The 1,195-nt window shown below is 40.6% G+C and carries 1 protein-coding gene and 1 pseudogene; both read left to right on the top strand.

What is annotated here, in order from left to right:
* Positions 1 to 209: pseudogene (locus BVH02_RS21505) on the top strand (hypothetical protein); the annotation flags it as partial.
* The gene (locus tag BVH02_RS20435; protein WP_223271947.1) at positions 209 to 1,120 is read left to right on the top strand and encodes an IS3 family transposase; all 912 of its coding nucleotides are present in this window, start codon (positions 209 to 211) and stop codon (positions 1,118 to 1,120) included. The pseudogene BVH02_RS21505 and the gene BVH02_RS20435, both read left to right, overlap by 1 nt.
* Positions 1,121 to 1,195: the final 75 nt, after the last annotated feature.

Below are 1,195 nucleotides of genomic sequence, written 5' to 3'. Positions count from 1 at the left end.
ATTTATCTTCAGGTTTTAAAAGACAAGAACAACCTGTTTTGGCGACCAAAGACAACCCGCAAGATCCAAGAGATCTTCAAAAGCGCATCAAAGAGCTAGAGCGTGAGCTTGAGAATGCCCAGCTGAAAGCCGAAGGCTATGAACTAATGATCGAAATTGCAGAAAAGGAACTGAAAATTCCGATCAGAAAAAAGTTCGACACCAAGTAATCACCACCTTAAAGGAAAGGCATCAGCGACAGGCTCTGAGTCGTTTATGTTTATTATTTGGTATGACCAGACAGGCCTATTATCAGCATTATTGGCAGAAGGAAGAAACGAGCTTTGAACAGGAGCTTGTGATCAAGGAAGTGTTACGAATCAGAGAAACCCATAAAAAAATGGGTTGCCGCAAGCTTATGGTGAAGCTGGAAGCCTTCATGTTCGATCACCAGATCAAGATGGGTAGAGATGCGCTGTTTGATCTGTTGGCAGCAAATCAGTTATTGATTCGCCGCCGAAACAGACGGGTAACTACGACCTATTCAAGTCATTGGCTTCGGAAATATCCCAATCTGATCCGAGAGTTTATTGCTGAGGGAATCAATCAGTTATGGGTTAGCGACATTACTTATTGGAGGTTTAAGGATAAGTTTCTTTACATTAGTTTTGTAACCGATGTGTTCTCACATAAGATCGTAGGTTATCATCTGAGTGAATCTCTGGAAGCTGAATCATCAATCCATGCCCTTCAAATGGCTTTGGATCTGTTAAGACAACCAGTAGAAGGCCTGATCCATCATTCAGACCGAGGAATTCAATATTGCTGTAAAGAGTATGTCAAGTTATTACAGGACCATAGTGTAGCGATCAGCATGACCGAAAACGGAGATCCGTTAGAAAATGCATTTGCTGAACGAATCAATGGAATTGTTAAAGGAGAATACCTGGATTGCTATAAAGTGAATTCCATTCAAGAGGCCAAGGAGTTGCTTTCCCAAGTTGTCCACCTCTACAACCAAGAGCGGCCTCACATGAGTATAGGAAACAAAACTCCTGAAGAAATACATCAAACCAATCAAAAAACAGATCGACTGTGGAAAAACTATTATCCCAAAAACCGTACACTTGTAAACCAATAAACGGACTAACAAAAACTGTCAATCTAAATCAGGATCTAATTACAAACCTGTAAACTATTTTTAGGACGAGTCAAA

It is taken from the genome of Algoriphagus ratkowskyi (genome assembly GCF_002150505.1).
Taxonomy (GTDB): domain Bacteria; phylum Bacteroidota; class Bacteroidia; order Cytophagales; family Cyclobacteriaceae; genus Algoriphagus; species Algoriphagus ratkowskyi.
The sequence above is the reverse complement of the archived record's forward strand: the minus strand, read 5'-3'. Positions and strand labels throughout refer to the sequence as shown.